We start from the raw sequence: 15440 nt of genomic DNA on the forward strand, positions 1-15440 counted from the left end.
CGCTTCATGCGCTTGAGCACATCGGGGTGGCTGTGCTGCAGCGGCACGTCGAGGTAAGGCAGAACGCGGCCCGAAGCCATCAGCGGAATGATCTCGTCCACGCTGGGGTATGGGTAGACATAGTGCAGTCGCACCCAGGCGCCATGCGGCTCGGCGAGCTCGCCCAGCGCCTGCACCAGCTCCAACATGCGGGTCTTGACGGGCTTGCCGTCCCAGAAACCCGTGCGGTACTTCACATCGACGCCATAGGCCGAAGTGTCCTGGCTGATGACCAGCAGTTCCTTGACGCCGCCCTCGAACAGCGCCTTGGCTTCCTTGAGCACATCGCCGATGGGACGCGACACCATGTCGCCGCGCATCGAGGGGATGATGCAGAACGTGCAGCGGTGGTTGCAGCCTTCGCTGATCTTCAGGTAGGCGTAGTGCTTGGGCGTGAGCTTGAGCCCGGCTTCGCCGAACGCGCCGGGGATCAGATCGAGGAACGGATCGTGCGGCTTGGGCAGGTGGGTGTGGACCGCGTCCATCACCTCCTGGGTCGCGTGCGGGCCGGTCACGGCCAGCACGCTGGGGTGGATCTGGCGCACCATGTTGCTGCCGTCGGACGCGGACTTCGCGCCCAGGCAGCCGGTGACGATGACCTTGCCGTTTTCCGCCAGCGCCTCGGCGATGGTGTCCAGGCTTTCCTTCACGGCGTCATCGATGAAGCCGCAGGTGTTGACGATCACCAGATCCGCGCCATCGAAGGTCTTGGACGTGGCATAGCCTTCGGCGCTGAGCTGCGTGAGTATCAGTTCGGAGTCGGTCAGCGCCTTGGGGCAGCCCAGGCTGACGAAGCCGATCTTCGGAATGTGGGCGCTGGCAGACGTCGCGACTGCGTCAAAAGTATCTGATCTCATTTGTTTTTCGCAGGGCGACCTGGCGGATGGGTGGGGCGAGTATTGTATGCGAGACCGGGAATTTCCCTTATACGCTCACCCCACAATGCGTGCTTCGCCGGGCCGGCGACGGCGCGCCTGCGCCGCGGCACGCGCCTTACTTGACCAGGTACTGCCACATGCGCAGCATGAAGCCCGCGCGCTCCACATCCGCCTGCGCAACCAGCGGCGCTTCGCCAATCGGCTTGCCGTTCGACTCGGCGACCACCTTGCCGATCACCGCGCCCTTGGTCACCGGCGCCTCCAGGTCGGGCTTCACCTGCACCGAGGTCTGCAGCTTCTGGCCGCGCGGCACGGTCAGCGTCCAGGGCGCGCCCAGGCCGGCGGCAACCGTGTCGGCCTTGCCGAAGCGTATCTTGGCATCCGTGACCACAGCGCCCGGCTGGATCGGGCTGGCCTTCTCGAAGCGGCTGAATCCCCAGCCCAGCAGCTTGCGGCTCTCGTCGGCCCGCGCCTTGGCGCTGTGCGTGTTGAGGATGACCGTGATCAGGCGCATGTCGTTGCGCTTGGACGAGGTGACCAGGCAGTAGCCGGCTTCCTGGGTGTGGCCGGTCTTCAGTCCGTCCACCGTGGAGTCCGTGTAGAGCAAGGCATTGCGGTTGCCCTGCTTGATGTTGTTGTACTTGAACTCGCGTTCGGCGTAGAGCGAATAGTAGTTGGAGCTGTCGCGGATGATGGCCCGCGCGAGGATGGCCAGGTCGCGCGCCGACGACTTGTGCGCCGGATCGGGCAAGCCCGTGGCGTTGACGAAATTGGTGTGCGTCATGCCCAGGCGCTTGGCCTCGGCGTTCATCAGCTTGGCGAAGCCCTCTTCCGAGCCGGCCATGTGTTCGGCGATCGCCTTGGACGCGTCATTGCCCGACTGGATGACGATGCCGCGCAGGATGTCGATCACCGTGGCCTGGCCGTTGAGCGGCAGATACATGCACGACTCGGTGCTCGAACCCCGGCACCAGGCGTTCTCGCTGACCGAGACCAGATCGCCTTCCTTGAGCTTGCCCGAGCGCAGCGCCTGTTCGACCAGGAAGCTGGTCATCATCTTGGTGAGCGACGCGGGCGGCAGCGGCTCATCGGGATTGGCCGACGCCAGCACTTCGCCCGAGTCGGCGTCCATCAGCAGCCAGGCCTTGGCCGGAATGGCCGGCACGCCGCCTTCGACCACGGATTGCCCGGCCAACGGCGCCGGGGCTTCGACTGCAGGCTTTTTCTGCGCAGCAGGTTTGGCTGCGGTCGCCGCGCCGGGCAGCAGCGCGCCCGCGGCGAGCGCGAATACGAGAGGCAGGAAGGCAAATTTTCTGGATTGCATGGAATTCCCCGTCGTGATTGCCTCATTGTGGCGGACTCAATGCGGCTTTTTGGGCATACATGCCAGAGATTTTGTCAGCAAGCGTATTGAAGGCACGCGCGCGGCGCGGCATTGCCGACTTCGCCGGCCTGCCATGCCGGTCGCCATAGCGGCGCGCAGGGCTTTGCGGCCGGCCAGGCGTGGGGCGCAGCAGCGCCCCACGTGTTCAGCGCCGGACCTGGGCCACGGCCGCGGCCAGCCGCTGCACGGCCTGCTCGATCTGCGCCACGTCGGGCGCGGCAAACGACAGGCGCATGGCGTGCACCGGCGCATTCTCGGGATAGAACGCCTTGCCGGGAACATAGAGCACCTGGCGCGCGACCGCGGCGTCGAACAGCGCCTGCGGGTCTATGGACTGCGCAAACGTCGCCCAGACGAACATCCCGCCCGCAGGCGCGGCGCAATGCACCAGGCCGTCGAGCTGGCCCTCGATGCCCTGCACCAGCGCCTGCATGCGCCGCTGGTACTCGGCGCGCGCGCGCTGCACGCAGGCCGGATAGCGCCCGCTTTGCAAGTACGCGGCCGCGACCATCTGCGCCAGCGGCGAGGTGCACAGATCGACCGTCTGCTTGGCGATGGTGCAGCGGCGCAGCAGCTCGGCATCGGCCAGCATCCAGCCCACGCGCAAGGCCGGGGCGACCGTCTTGGAAAGACTGGAAAGGTAGATCACCGGATTGACGGCAGCGCCCAGCCGCTCGCCCAGCGTGCGCAGCGCCGTGGGCATGGGCGGCGTGCTGCCGTCCGCGGCGTCGAAGCACAGCTCGCCATACGGGTCGTCCTCGACCACCCAGAAGCCATGGGTGCTGGCCAGCTCCACCAGGGCCTGGCGCCGCTGGGCGCTCAGCAAGGTGCCGCGAGGATTGGAGAAGTTCGGCACGGTATAGAGCAGCTTGGGGCGCTGCGCTGCGGGCAGGTCGCGCAGCAGCTCGGCCAGGGCCTCGGTCTGCAGGCCATGCTCGTCCATGGGCACGGGAACGATGCGCGCCTGCGCCAGGCGCAAGGCCTGCAGCGTCGCGGGATAGGCCGGCACTTCGACCAGCACGGTATCACCCGGCTCGATCAGCACCCGCACCAGCAGATCGAACGCCTGCTGCGAGCCCGTGGTCACAAGCAGCTGCTCGGCGCCGGCCTGCATGCCGCGCGCGCGCGTCTGCGCCGCCAGCGCTTCGCGCAGCGCCGGCAGGCCTTCGGTCGCGCAATACTGCAGCGCCTGCGGGCCGCTGGCCATGGCCTGGGTCGCGGCCAGCGCCAGCCCCTCGGCGTCAAACAGGCTGGGCGATGGATAGCCGCCCGCCAGCGAGATCATTCCCGGCTGGCTGAGGTAAGGAAACAGTTCCCGGATGGGCGAGCCCGCGGGCTGGGCGAACATCGCGGCAAACGCCGGCATGCCGGCCTGTGCATGCGGCGCGCTCATGCGGCCGCCGCCGCGCTGCGCAGCTGCGCGCGCAACTGATCGATGGAGCGCTGCTGCGCGGCCTCGTACAGCGCGATTTCATCATGCACCTGCGCGCCCAGCGCGGCCTCGAAGGCCTGCTGCGCGGCATTCGCCTGGTACTGCTTTTGCTCTTCGCCGCCCAGGTTGGACTGGAAGATGCCGGCCGCGCTCACGGGCAGGAAATCTTCGTAGGTGATCGGATCGGCCTGCACCCAGCCCTTGGCCAGCAGCGGCTGCAGACTGACTTCGGCATCCGCCGCTCGCGCTTGCACATGGCCGATGGCCGTCAGGCTATAGCGATAGAACGCCAGGCCCTGGGCCTGCAGCGCGCCATGGTCGTCGGGAAAGGCGCGAAATGCCTGCTCCAGCCGCTGCGTGTAATCGGGCGCGGCGCTGCCTGCGTTGCTCATGTCGCGCACTTCGGTCAGCAGTGCGTCATAGAGCGCTCTGCCCTTGCGCGTGAGCGCGACACCGCGCTGCTCGATCTCGCCGAAGCGCGCGGTATGCGCGCCTTCATCGTCGGTGAAGCGCACCGTCTCCTGCAGCGCCTTGAAGCTGGTCTGGCGCAGCAAAATGGGGCAGTCGCGCCGCGGCGGGCCTTCGACCACGTCCTTGGCATCCATGCCGCGCGCGGGCATCGCGGCCTGGGCGGCGTCGATGTCCAGCGTGCGCGGCGTGAGGTGATTGATGTGCGGTCCGCGAAAGCAGACCACGTCCGCGACCAGGCGGTGCGACGCCTGCAGCGCGCGGTAGGTCTGCGCGTCGACCGTGGCCGTGTTGTGCCAACGGAAGGTCTCCAGCGCCTCGCGCACGAAATCGTCGGCGTGCGCTGCAGACAGGCCGCCCTCGGCTTCGCACTGGGAGATCAACTCGAGTGCGCGCGGCGTGAAGATGTTGCGGCGCGCGAGGATGTCGGCGGCCTTCTGGCGCAGCGCGGCGTCGGTGATCAGCTCCAGGCGCAGCAGTGAAGTGAACACGCGGAAAGGATTGCTCAGCAGCGCGGCATCGCTGACCGGACGGAAAGCCGTCGAATGCACGGGGACGCCGGCCACGGACAGGTCGTAATAGCCCACGGGCTCCATGCCCATGACCGCGAACAGACGCCGCAACGTTGCCAGTTCGGCCGCCGTGCCCACGCGGATCGCGCCATGGCGCTCCACATCCAGGCGATCGAGCTCATCCGCGCGCGCCAGCTGCGCATGCAGCGCGGGCTCGGCGTTCAAGGTGCGGGTGTTGATGTCGGCCACCAGATCCACCAGCGTCCCGTACTGCGGCACTTCCTGGCGGTACATGGCCGACATGGCGTGCGAGAAACGTGCGCGGATCTCGTCTGCGGCGACGAAGGACGAATTGCTGTTCATATTGCTCATGATGTAACCAAAGATCGGCGGGGGCCGATGTCGGATGAAGCGCCCCCGCCATTGCCCATTCAATCCACCGTGGCGCCGGAAGCTTTCACGATGTCGCCCCACTTCACGCGATCGCGCTTGAGGACTTCGGCGAACTCCGCACGCGTCGTCGGGCTGGGCTCGGCACCGGCTTCGCGCATCTTGGCCTGCACCACGGGCAGCTGCAAAACACGCACCAGGTCCTCGTTGATCTTCTTGGTCACCGCATCGGGCGTCTTGCTGGGCGCCAGCAGACCAAACCACGGGCCCGCGTCGTACTCGGGCAGCGCGGCGGCCGCGGCAATCGTGGGAACGTCAGGCAGCGCGGGCGAGCGCGCCGCGGTGGTCACGGCCAGCGCCTTGAGCTTGCCCGAGCGAATGAACGACAGCGACGAAGGCAGGTTGTCGAACATCACGTCGACGCTGCCGCCCAGCAGGTCGGCAATCGCGGCGCTGCTGCCCTTGTAGGGAATGTGGCTCATCTCGATCTTGGTCATGCGCTGGAACAGCTCGCCGACCAGATGGGTCGATGTGCCCGCGCCCGCCGAAGCCATGTTCACGCTTTTGGGATGGGCCTTGGCGTAGGCGACCAGGTCGGCCAGCGTCTGAATGCGCGCGCGCTCGGCGAACACCGGCGAGATCACCAGGACGTTGGGCACGCGGGCGATCAGCGAGACCGGCGAGAAGTCGGTATCGGCGTTGTAGGCGATCTTCTTGTACAGCGCCGGATTGATCGAGAACTCGCCGACCGAGCCGACCAGCAGCGTATAGCCGTCCGCGGGCGAATTCGCCGCGCCGCTGGTGCCGACCATGCCCGCGGCACCGGGGCGGTTGTCGACCACGACGGGCTGCTTCCACAGCAGCGACAACTGGTCGCCGACCACGCGCGTCACCATGTCGGTCGTGCCTCCGGCCAGATACGGAACGATGATGCGCACCGGCTTTTCAGGGAAAGGCGCGGCGCTGGCGGCGGCGCAGACCAGGGAGCCGGCGACCACGCTGGCTTGGACGATAGAACGGACGAGACGCTTCATTGATGTTTTCCTTATGGGGTGGAGTCGGCTTGCTCCGGGCCGACATCACGCGCTCACGCTGAACGGGTGATGGCCGGCATCATTACTCATCAAGCCAAGTCTCCAAAGCGAATTATTTACCTACAATGACAACCAAAAGTCATCAAGTAGGCCAGCATGAGACAACGCATTCCCAGCCTGAGCAGCCTGCGCGCATTCGAGGCCGCGGCCTCGCATCTCAATCTGCGGCGCGCGGCGAAAGACCTGTTCATCACCGAAAGCGCGGTGTCGCGGCAAATCATCGCGCTGGAGAAGTTCCTGGGCGTGGAATTGTTCCGCCGCGCCAACAAGCGCGTGACGCTGACCGCGGCCGGCGCCGCCTACAGCCGCCAGGTGCGCGAGGTGCTCGCGCAGCTCGAACGCAACACGCTCGACGTGATGGCGCACGAAGGCTCGGGCGGAATCGTCGAGCTGGCCTGCGTGCCCACGCTGGCCGTCGAGTGGCTGATTCCGCGCCTGCCCGACTTCTATGCCAGGCACCCGCAAGTGGTCGTCAACATCAGCGCCAAGACCGATTTCTTTTTCTTCGACGGCGCGCCCTACGACGCTTCCATCCACTACGGCACCGATGTCTACCCCGGAGCGCGCACCGATCTGCTGTTCGGCGAGGAGTCCATCGTTGTCTGCCGCCCCGACTTTTTCGCGGGAAGAACGCAAGTGTCGGCGCAGGAAGTGGCGATGGCCCCGCGGCTGCACCTCGCTTCGCGCGCGCTTGACTGGAAACATTGGATAGAGTCCGCCGGCGTGGACCTGGCCAACCCCATGAGCGGCGCGCGCTTCGAGCACCACACCATGGTCATCAGCGCGGTACGCGCGGGGCTGGGCCTGGGCCTGGTGCCGCGCTTTCTGGTCGAGCAGTATTTGATCAAGGGCGAACTGCTTTCTCCGGTCAGGCACTTCCTGCGCTCGTCCAACGCCTATTACTTCGTGACGCCCGACTCGCGTCCAACCAGCGACGCGGTGGCCGGGCTGCGCGAGTGGCTGCTGGCGGCGGCGCACGATTTCGCCTGCAGCTAGAGCCTGAGGCCCACGGGCAGGTCACCATATTGAGAATCATTCTCATGATGAGATATGATTCCAGCGCCCATGACGCCCTCCTCTCCCTTGCACAACGCCCTTCTTGGCGCGTTCTCCCAGCACTATGCCGAACTGGTGCGCTACATCGCGCGCCGTACGGGCAATGCAGATGAGGCGCGCGCGCTCGCGCATGACACCTGGCTGCGCATTGCCGAGCGCGCTCCCGAGAAGGACGCGGCGCTGGCCGATCCGCGCGCCTATCTGTTCACCATCTCGCACAACCTGGTCATGAACCATCTGCGCCGCGGCCACTGGATGCAGATGCATCTGGCCGAATGCGCGCAGATCGACGCCGTGTCGCCAGCCCAGGCGCCCGACGTGGCCGACTCCGCGATGTACCGCCAGGCCGTGGAAGCCGTCGAACGGGCGCTGGCCGGTCTGCCGGCGCGCGCGCGCGAGGTCTACCTGGCCCATGGCCTGGAGGATGAAAAGCAAATCGACATTGCCCGGCGCCTGGGCGTCTCCATCGACACCGTCAAGCGCGACATCACCCAGGCCACGCGCGGCATCGAAGACGCGCTGCACCACTGGCGCCAGTCGCCTGCGGGCGCGAAAAAAACCGCCGGCGCGGCGCAGACGCGCAGCCGGCGCAAATCGCTCACGGCGCTGCTGGGCGTTTTCACCGTGGGCCTGGGCAGCACGGCGATCTGGCAGTTGCTGCAGCGCGAAGCCTTGCGCTACCAGACCACGCTGGCCACGCTGCGCGGGCGCATGCTGCAGCGCAGCCTGCCCGACGGCTCGGAGCTGACGCTCGATGCGCTCAGCCGCATCGACATCGATTTCTCGGCCGACGTGCGCGCGCTGCGGCTGCATGCGGGCGCGGCGTTCTTCGCGGTGCAAAGGGACGCGGACCGGCCTTTTGTCGTGCACGCGCTGGGCACCAAGGTAACCGTGCTCGGAACGCGCTTTGGCGTGGAAATCGACGGCGGCGACAACATCGCGGTGCAGGTCGAGTCCGGCCTGGTGCAGGTAGTGGCCCACGGACAGACCACCGAGCTGAGCGCAGGCCAAAGCCTGCGCGTGAAACCCGACACCGTCATTGCGACGCAAGTCACCAGCCCCGCTTCCTGGCGCAAGGGCGAGCTCGATTTCGACGCCGTGCGGCTGGACCAGGCGCTGGCGCGCGTCGCGCGCTATTCGCCCGCGCCGCTGCGCGCCACGCCCGCCGTCGCCCACCTGCCGATCAGCGGCACGGTGCGCATCGTGGATGCGCGCGGCTGGATCGCTTCGCTGCCGAACGTGCTGCCGGTGCGCGTCATCCGGCACCCCGACGGCAGCATGGAAATCGATCGCCGCTAGCCCGCGCCGCGCGACCTGCCAAAAAAGTCTGCCCTGTTTTTGCGTTCTGTGGGTCTTACAGGTTGAGAGCCTTCAACAACCCAACCAGGTCCCATCCATGCAGAAGAAATTCCCCGCACGCCGCACCCGTCTGGCCTGCGCCGTCGCCGCCCTTGGTTTCGCGCTGAGCCTGCAGTCCGCCATGGCGCAGGACAGGCGCTTCGACATTCCGGCCCAGCCGCTGGCCAGCGCGCTCAAGGCGCTGGCCGACCAGTCCGGCCTGCAGCTCGCGTTCTCGCCCGAACAGGTGCAGGGCAAGCAGGCGCCGCGCATCCAGGGCGTGCGCGATGCGCGCAGCGCACTCGGCGAAATGCTACAGGGCAGCGGCCTGCAGGGCCGGCTCGAAGGCAATACGCTGACCATTCAGCGCCTGCCCGCCGACGCCGCGGGGCAGACCATGGCCGCGGTCACCGTGGTCGCCCAGGCCGTGCCATCGGCGACCACCGAGGGCACGCGTTCGTACACCACGCGTGCCACATCGGCCGCGACCGGCCTGGCGCTGTCGCTGAAAGACACACCGCAGTCGGTCAGCATCGTGACCCAGCAGCGCATCGAAGACCAGCGGCTGCAGAACCTGACCGAGCTGCTGGCCAACACCACCGGCATTTCGGCCAGCATCAACGATGGCAACCGCATGACCTACTACGCGCGCGGCTTCCCGATAACCAACTTCATGTACGACGGCATCCCCACCGCGGGCACGTCGAACTGGTATGCGGGCGAGGCCGAACTCGACGCCGCGCTCTATGACCGCGTCGAGGTCGTGCGCGGCGCGACCGGGCTGCTGACCGGCGCCGGCAATCCCGCCGCGTCGATCAATCTGGTGCGCAAGCGCGCCGACAGCAAGGAGCTCGCGGGCGAACTGTCGCTGGGCCTGGGCTCATGGAGCAACTACCGGGGCTCGGTCGATCTCTCCACGCCCATCACCGCCGACGGCCGCATTCGCGGCCGCGTCGTCGCCGCCTACCAGGACTCGGACTCCTATGTGAATCTGAGCAGCGTGAAAAAGCAGGTCTTCTACGGCGTGATCGATGCCGATCTGACGTCCTCGACCAGGCTGAGCGTGGGCGCCGACTACCAGGACAACGACCCCAAGGGCACGCCCTGGGGCGGATTCCCGCTGTGGTACGCCGATGGCACGCGCACCCACTGGGACCGTTCGGCAACGCCTGCGGCCGACTGGGCCTACTGGGCCACGCAGACCAGGACCGCGTTTGCCAACCTCGAACACCGCTTCGACAACGACTGGAAAGCCAACCTGGGCCTGACCCACAGCAAGCAGGCGCTCGATACCAAACTGATCTTCCTGATAGGCTGGCCCGATGTCAGCACCGGCGCCGGAATGCGCGCCATCGGCAGCATCTACAACGGCTACCGCGCGCAGGACAGCATCAATGCCCAGCTGGGCGGCCCGATCGAGCTGCTGGGCCGCAAGCATGAGCTGACCTTCGGCCTGCTGAGCAGCGCGCAGAAGTACCGCTACGACTACCAGCAGGCGCAGGACCTCGCACCCGTGGTGTTTGGCAACGGCTGGGACGGCAGCTACCCCGAGCCTGGCTGGAGCCCCACCCGCACGCTTGACCAGGGCAAGGTCACGCAGCGCGGCTACTATGGCGCGGCCCGTTTTTCGCTGAGCGACGCAGCGAACCTGATCGTCGGCGGACGCTACAGCACCTGGCGCGACAGCAACGTGGACTACCTGCGCGAAGATCACAAGTTCATTCCCTATGCGGGCCTGACCTATGACCTGGGCCCGCACACCACGGCCTATGCCAGCTACACCAGCATCTTCAATCCGCAGGATGCACGCGACCGCACAGGCCGCTACCTCGACCCCATCGTCGGCAAGAACTTCGAGCTGGGGATCAAGAAAAGCCTGCAGGGCGGCAAGCTCAACACCTCGCTGGCGCTGTTCCGCATCCAGCAGGAGAATCTGGCCCAGGCCGATGGCGACCACATGATCCCTGGCGGGCTCGATCAGGCCTACTATGGTGCCAAGGGCGTGAGGAGCACCGGTTTCGACATCGACGTGTCGGGTGAAGTCCAGCCCGGCTGGAATGTGTCCGGCGGCTTCACGCACTACACCGCCAAAGATGCTTCGGATGCGGCGGTCAACACCAACCAGCCGCGCACCTTGCTGCGGGTGTTCACGACCTATCGCCTGAACGGCAGCTTGAGCGGTCTGACGCTGGGCGGCGGCGTCAACTGGCAAAGCAGCAACTACACCATCGCCAGCGGTCCGAACGGCAGCGAGCGCGTGCAGCAGGATGCGTATGCACTTTTCAGCCTGATGGCGCGCTACCAACTCAATTCACGCACTTCGTTACAAGTCAATGTCAACAACCTCTTCGACCGCACGTATTACAGCCAGATCGGCTACTACAGCCATGGTGCCTGGGGTGCGCCGCGCAGCGTCATGGCCACGTTGAACCACAAATTCTGAGCGCCGACAGGCCTTTGCGCGCCTAATGGGGCCGCCGGCGCGCACCGCCAAAGCGCGCGCCGGCCCCGGGAAAACGTGAGGCAAAGGGCCTTCCCCGGGGCCTTGGAGGCATTTACAGTGCACTGGCGCAACAATTCGAGGCAAAAAAGCGCTTGCGCTACTTGGAAAGCAGAAAATTTCCCAGTAGCATCTGTTGAACCGATAAGAAGCGCATGCTTGGCATTGGTCCAGAATTATCACCAACTAGGAAAAGCAACATGGCAACTGCAAAGAAGGCACCGGCCGCAGCTTCTGCGACACCCGCTAAGAAACGCACCCCCAACGCCGCCTTCATGAAACCCCTGACCCCCAGCCCGGCCCTGGCCGCGGTCGTGGGTTCGGCTCCGCTGCCACGCACGGAAGTCATCAGCAAGCTGTGGGTCTACATCAAGGCCAACAAGCTGCAAGATGAAGCCAACAAGCGCATGATCAACGCCGACGCGAAGCTCAAGGAAGTGTTCGGCAAGCCCCAAGTTTCGATGTTCGAAATGGCAGGCTTGATCGGCAAGCACGTGAAGTAATTCCGTCTCGCCTCAAGAAGCCGGCAGCTAGCCGGCTTTTTTTCGTCTGCAGGCAGGGAAATTTGCAAAAGCGTTGCAAAAAACAAACTACGCAATGCGAATTAATCCCATTTCTATTTATGATTCGCTCCGGCCGACAGAGTAGCGCAGGCGCTGCTCTCCGGTCCAAAAATCAAGCGGCTCTTGCTGAGAGTCCACCATCATTTCCGGAGCATTATCTTGAAGAAAACAGCGCCCATGACGGCAGCCGAACTCGGCCCCGTCGCCTTCCCCGCGTCCTCCTCCGACAAAGCACTGCTGCCGCTGGGCGCGCTGATGCTTGCCGCCTCGGTGGGCAGCTGGGCCCAGGCGCCCGCAGCGCCAGAAGCCACCATGGGCACGGTGACCGTGCGCGAAGCCGCTGAAGTGCAGAGCAAGGACACGCTGCTCATCAAGCAGACCACGGTCGGCAAGGGCAAGCAGGACATCAAGGACATTCCCCAGTCGGTCACGGTGTTCACGGAACGCCTGATGAACGACCGCAACCAGGACGACTTCCGCGAAGTGCTGCGCACCACCGCCGGCGTCACGTTCCAGGCGGGTGAAACCGGCGAAGAAGATGTGCGCCTGCGCGGCTTCTCGCTGGGCCAGGCCGGCGACATCTATGTCGACGGCATGAAGGACGCGCCGCTGTATGAGCGCGACACCTTCAACAACGACCGCGTCGAAGTGCTCAAGGGCTCGGCCTCCATGCTGTTTGGCAAGGGCTCCACGGGCGGCGTGGTCAATCAGGTCAACAAGGCACCGCTGCTGATCGACCAGCACGAAATTTCGTACACCCTGGGCACGGGCAAATTCAACCGCGCGCAAGGCGACTTCAACTTCAAGACCGGTGAGAACGCGGCGCTGCGCGTCAACGCCATGATCCACGACGCCGACAACTACGGCGCCAAGCAGGAAAAGCGCGGCATCGCGCCTACGTTTGCCTGGGGCATCGGCACGCGCGACGAATTCTCCGTGGGCCTGTACTACCTCGACATCAAGGGCCGCCCGAACTACAACTCGCCCTGGATCACCAGCAACGGCAAGATCATCCCCACGCTGCCTGCCAAGAACTACTACGGCCTCAACAGCGACCACCTCAACACCTCGTCGCAATACCTGACGCTGGGTCATATCCACCGCTTCGACGACGGCGGCGAGCTGCAGACCCGCCTGCGCCACGGCAAGTACGAGCGCGACCTGCTGGCCAGCGTGATCCGCTTCGGCTCCTCCATCACGTCGCTGGACCAGATCCAGTCGGGCACGCCGATCACGCGCACCTCCAAGGGCCGCATCGGCGAGAGCACGATGACGCAGATCCAGAGCGACTACACCAACGAGTTCAACTGGGGCGGCAACAAGCACAAGATCATCGCGGGCCTGGATTACTACCACGACGATGCGGACCGCAACTCGAACTACGCCAACAGCAACGGCAATTCGAGCGCCGCGACGAACTACCTGATGACCTCGGTGGGCACGCCCAACAACGGCGCATCGGCGGCCGACCTGCGCGCTCCCGTGCCATTCAACACGTTCAAGGCCCAGAACATCGGCCTGTACTTCCAGGACACGATGTCGCTGACCGAGACCGTCAAGCTGGTCGGCGGCCTGCGCTATGACCAGTTCAAGGCCAGCTACCGCAATGCCACGGGTGCGCTGACCGACTCGACGTCGGAAGGCCTGTGGAGCCCGCGCATCGGTGCGATCTTCCAGCCCGATGAGCTGACCTCGTACTACGTGTCGTTCGGCACCTCGTACAACACGTCGGGCGATACCTATCAATTCAGCAACGTCAGCGCAACCACCGAGTCGCTGGCCAACACCCCGCCCGAAAAGAGCCGCAATTTGGAAATCGGCGGCAAGTGGGAGCTGTTCGAACGCCGCGCGCTGCTGGGCGTCGCCGCCTTCTACAGCGAGAAGTTCAACGAGCGCAACACCGATCCGGACAACCCGGGCTATCTGCTGTCGGGCAAGCGCCATGCAGCAGGCATGGAATTCAACCTGGCCGGCCACATCACGCCGAAGTGGGACATCTTCTACAACCACACCTGGATTCCCGAAGCCGAGATCGATCGCAGCACGGTCGTGGTCCCAGCCAACGGCGGCGGTGCCCAGGCCCGTGGCGACCGTCCCGGCCTGACGCCCAAGCACAGCGGCAGCGTCTGGTCGACCTATGCCGTGACTCCCAAGCTGCGCCTGGGTGCAGGCCTGACCTACCGCGGCAAGCAAAGCCCCGAAGGTTCGCGCGCCCTGGAGGCCAGCGGCTTTGCCACCATCGATGCCATGGCTGAGTACACTTTCGACCAGAAGACCTCGCTCAAGCTGAACGTCACCAATCTGAGCGACAAGCTGTACGCCGATTCGCTGTACCGCGGCTTCTACACGGCAGGCGCAGCGCGCACCGTGCAGCTGACCGTCAAGACCCGCTTCTGATCCTGCCATTGCCCGCCATGTTCCTGCACCTGAAACAGGTTTTCACTCCGGACGAAGTCCACAGCGCGCGCCAGCTCCTCGGAGACGACGCGCCCTGGGTGGATGGCAGGACCAGCGCGGGCGGCCAGGCCCAGTCGTTCAAGCACAATCTGCAACTGGCGCAGGGCAGCGATGTCTCGCACCAGCTGCAGGCCAAGGTGCGCGCCGCGCTGGCCAGGGATCCGCTGTTCTTTTCAGCGGCCCTGCCCAAGCGCGTCTTCAACCCCCTTTTCAACCGCTACAGCGGTGACTCCAATTTCTACGGCGCCCATATCGACGGCGCCGTGCTGCATTCGCAGAACCCGGCGCAGTGGGTGCGCAGCGACATTTCCTGCACGCTGTTTCTCAGCGCGCCCGAGGAATACGACGGCGGCGAACTGCTGATCCAGGAAGCGCTGGGCGAGCGGCGCATCAAGCTGCCCGCGGGCGATCTGATCCTCTACCCCAGCAGCACCGTACACCAGGTCGCGCCCGTCACGCGCGGCGCGCGCATCGCGAGCTTCTTCTGGATCGAGAGCATGGTGCGCAGCACCGAGCAGCGCCAGATGCTGTTCGACATGGACATGGCGCTGCTCAAGCTGCGCGCCGAAGTCGGCGAAAAGCACCCGAGCATGGTGCAGCTGACCGGCACCTACCACAACCTGCTGCGCCTGTGGGCCGACGTCTGAGCCGCAGATCCCGGTCCGCCCGCTTGCGCGCTGTGGCATAAATACCTCTTCGATCTCGCCCAGCCGTCGCATGACCTCCTCCCTTCCCGCCCTGCAAAGCGTCGCCCCCGATATCGTCTGCCTTGCCGACCATGAGCGGCGCGCCGCCGAAGTGCTCGATGCCAATGCCTGGGCGTATTTCAGCGGCGGGGCGGCAGACGAACGCTGCCTGCAGGCCAACCGCTCGGCCTGGGATGATTTGCCGCTGTGGCCGCGCGTGCTGCGCCCGCTGGCCCAGGGCCATACCCGCGTTCAGTTGCTCGGCCGGGAATACGCCCATCCGCTGCTGGTCGCGCCCATGGCCTTCCAGCGCCTGGCCCATGCCGATGGCGAGCTCGCCAGCGCCTATGCGGCCGCCGCGCTGGGCGCAGGCTTCACGCTCAGCACCCAGGCCAGCCTGCCGCTGGAGCTGCCGGCCCAGGCGGTGCTCGGCACCGCGGGACGCGGACCCTTGTGGTTCCAGCTCTACCTCCAGCACGACCGCGGCTTCACGCGCGAACTGGTGCAGCGCGTCGAGCGCGCGGGCTACGAAGCGCTGGTCCTGACCGTGGATGCGCCGGTGTCCGGTGCGCGCGACCGCGAGCGCCGCGCGGGCTTCCATCTGCCCGCGGGCATTTCCGCGGTCAATCTGCAGGGCCTGGCG

12 protein-coding genes are annotated in these 15440 nt (G+C 65.9%); 7 read left to right on the forward strand and 5 right to left on the reverse strand.

The window, feature by feature from the left end:
- The 5 genes from RR928_RS18030 to RR928_RS18050 all read right to left on the reverse strand — a co-directional run.
- A partial coding sequence (locus tag RR928_RS18030; protein ID WP_332683620.1) for a radical SAM protein occupies positions 1-896 on the reverse strand: 896 nt, incomplete at its 3' end.
- 136 nt (positions 897-1032) lie between these two features.
- Positions 1033-2241: a D-alanyl-D-alanine carboxypeptidase family protein gene (locus RR928_RS18035; RefSeq protein WP_332537851.1), complete on the reverse strand. Its 1209-nt coding sequence runs from the start codon at positions 2239-2241 to the stop codon at positions 1033-1035.
- 205 nt (positions 2242-2446) lie between these two features.
- The gene (locus RR928_RS18040) at positions 2447-3694 is read right to left on the reverse strand and encodes an aminotransferase-like domain-containing protein (RefSeq protein WP_332537852.1); all 1248 of its coding nucleotides are present in this window, start codon (positions 3692-3694) and stop codon (positions 2447-2449) included.
- A complete protein-coding gene (gene hglS / locus RR928_RS18045) occupies positions 3691-5085 on the reverse strand; it encodes a 2-oxoadipate dioxygenase/decarboxylase HglS (protein WP_332537853.1) in 1395 nt (464 codons plus the stop codon). The genes RR928_RS18040 and hglS overlap by 4 nt, the downstream gene beginning before the upstream one ends.
- Positions 5086-5144: 59 nt before the next feature.
- On the reverse strand, positions 5145-6137 hold the full coding sequence (locus tag RR928_RS18050) for a Bug family tripartite tricarboxylate transporter substrate binding protein (protein WP_332548067.1): 993 nt from the start codon (positions 6135-6137) through the stop codon (positions 5145-5147).
- A 156-nt stretch (positions 6138-6293) separates the two neighbouring features.
- Between RR928_RS18050 and RR928_RS18055 the strand changes: the two genes are divergently transcribed.
- The 7 genes from RR928_RS18055 to RR928_RS18085 form a co-directional block, all read left to right on the forward strand.
- Positions 6294-7193, forward strand: coding sequence for a LysR substrate-binding domain-containing protein (locus tag RR928_RS18055; protein ID WP_332537855.1), 900 nt, complete (start codon positions 6294-6296; stop codon positions 7191-7193).
- Positions 7194-7262: 69 nt separating this feature from the next.
- Positions 7263-8552, forward strand: a complete 1290-nt coding sequence (locus RR928_RS18060; RefSeq protein ID WP_332537856.1) for a sigma-70 family RNA polymerase sigma factor — start codon at positions 7263-7265, stop codon at positions 8550-8552.
- A 97-nt stretch (positions 8553-8649) separates the two neighbouring features.
- Positions 8650-11034 carry a ferric-rhodotorulic acid/ferric-coprogen receptor FhuE gene (gene fhuE / locus RR928_RS18065; RefSeq protein ID WP_332537857.1) on the forward strand — a complete coding sequence of 795 codons (2385 nt, stop codon included), beginning with the start codon at positions 8650-8652 and terminating at the stop codon, positions 11032-11034.
- A gap of 257 nt (positions 11035-11291) precedes the next feature.
- Complete coding sequence (locus tag RR928_RS18070) at positions 11292-11594, forward strand: SWIB/MDM2 domain-containing protein (RefSeq protein ID WP_159918033.1); 303 nt, start codon at positions 11292-11294, stop codon at positions 11592-11594.
- 237 nt (positions 11595-11831) lie between these two features.
- Entirely contained in the window at positions 11832-14051 is a 2220-nt protein-coding gene (locus tag RR928_RS18075) for a TonB-dependent receptor (protein WP_332548069.1), read from the forward strand.
- Between the two features lie 17 nt (positions 14052-14068).
- Positions 14069-14758 (forward strand): Fe2+-dependent dioxygenase, encoded by a 690-nt coding sequence (locus RR928_RS18080; protein WP_332683626.1) that lies wholly within the window; start codon positions 14069-14071, stop codon positions 14756-14758.
- Between the two features lie 70 nt (positions 14759-14828).
- On the forward strand, positions 14829-15440 hold a 612-nt coding region (locus RR928_RS18085; protein ID WP_332683628.1), incomplete at its 3' end, for an alpha-hydroxy acid oxidase.

The sequence above is a fragment of the Comamonas sp. genome, from assembly GCF_036666375.1.
In the GTDB taxonomy this organism is placed as follows: domain Bacteria; phylum Pseudomonadota; class Gammaproteobacteria; order Burkholderiales; family Burkholderiaceae_C; genus Comamonas.

What these genes read in the sequence shown, in the direction of transcription:
- RR928_RS18035 (WP_332537851.1), bottom strand. Translation starts at nt 2,241, where the DNA reads ATGCAATCCAGAAAATTTGCCTTCCTGCCTCTCGTATTCGCGCTCGCC.
- RR928_RS18040 (WP_332537852.1), bottom strand. Translation starts at nt 3,694, where the DNA reads ATGAGCGCGCCGCATGCACAGGCCGGCATGCCGGCGTTTGCCGCGATG.
- hglS (WP_332537853.1), bottom strand. Translation starts at nt 5,085, where the DNA reads ATGAGCAATATGAACAGCAATTCGTCCTTCGTCGCCGCAGACGAGATC.
- RR928_RS18050 (WP_332548067.1), bottom strand. Translation starts at nt 6,137, where the DNA reads ATGAAGCGTCTCGTCCGTTCTATCGTCCAAGCCAGCGTGGTCGCCGGC.
- RR928_RS18055 (WP_332537855.1), top strand. Translation starts at nt 6,294, where the DNA reads ATGAGACAACGCATTCCCAGCCTGAGCAGCCTGCGCGCATTCGAGGCC.
- RR928_RS18060 (WP_332537856.1), top strand. Translation starts at nt 7,263, where the DNA reads ATGACGCCCTCCTCTCCCTTGCACAACGCCCTTCTTGGCGCGTTCTCC.
- fhuE (WP_332537857.1), top strand. Translation starts at nt 8,650, where the DNA reads ATGCAGAAGAAATTCCCCGCACGCCGCACCCGTCTGGCCTGCGCCGTC.
- RR928_RS18070 (WP_159918033.1), top strand. Translation starts at nt 11,292, where the DNA reads ATGGCAACTGCAAAGAAGGCACCGGCCGCAGCTTCTGCGACACCCGCT.
- RR928_RS18075 (WP_332548069.1), top strand. Translation starts at nt 11,832, where the DNA reads ATGACGGCAGCCGAACTCGGCCCCGTCGCCTTCCCCGCGTCCTCCTCC.
- RR928_RS18080 (WP_332683626.1), top strand. Translation starts at nt 14,069, where the DNA reads ATGTTCCTGCACCTGAAACAGGTTTTCACTCCGGACGAAGTCCACAGC.